The organism is Streptomyces sp. WAC04114 (assembly GCF_019733245.1).
Taxonomy (GTDB): domain Bacteria; phylum Actinomycetota; class Actinomycetes; order Streptomycetales; family Streptomycetaceae; genus Streptomyces; species Streptomyces massasporeus_A.
Map to the genome: position 1 here is coordinate 1 of NZ_JAIGQA010000399.1, position 741 is coordinate 741.

Below are 741 nucleotides of genomic sequence, written 5' to 3' on the forward strand. Positions count from 1 at the left end.
CCCCCCGTCCTGGTCCTCGACAGCGTGCGTACCGCCCGGGCCGGACCCGTCCACCTGGAGGTCGCGCCGGGGGAGGTCCTCGGCCTGGTCGGACTCTCCGACGCCGGGCACATGGACCTGGGCCGCGCCCTCGCCGGGGCAGGGTCCCTGCTGGGCGGGCGGGCCTTGCTGGACGGGCGGCCGTACCGTCCCCGTTCGGTCGCCGAAGCCGTCGGGCTCGGGGTGGGGCTCGTGCCGGGCGACCGGCTGCGGGAGGGCTGTCTCGCCGAGCTGACCGTGCGGGAGAACCTCCTGGCCAACCCCCGCGCGGGAGGCCCTCCGGTACCGCGCTGGATCGGCCCCCGTGGTGAACGGGCCCGGGCCGCCGCCCTGATGGAACGCTTCTCGGTGCGCCCCCGCGACACCGAGACGCCCATCGCCACACTCTCCGGCGGCAACCAGCAGAAGGTCATGATCGGCCGCTGGCTGCGCACGGACCTGCGACTGCTGATCCTGGAGGAGCCGACCGCGAGCGTCGACGTCGGAGCCAAGGCCGCCATCCACCGCCTGCTCCAGGAGGCGCTGGAGGCGGGCCTCGCGGTGCTGCTGCTGTCCACCGACTTCGAGGAGGTGGCGAGCGTGTGCCGGCGCACGCTGGTCTTCGTGCGCGGCACCGTGACGGCCGAACTGGGCGGCCCCGCCCTCACCGCCGCCGGACTCACCCGGGCGGCCTCGGCCATGCCCCCGACCGCGGACGGGCAC

At 76.0% G+C, this 741-nt stretch carries 1 protein-coding gene; it reads left to right on the forward strand.

The genetic code is table 11. The features are described from left to right. The coding region (locus K4G64_RS39425; RefSeq protein ID WP_221760643.1) for an ATP-binding cassette domain-containing protein at window positions 1-741 on the forward strand (741 nt) is incomplete at both ends.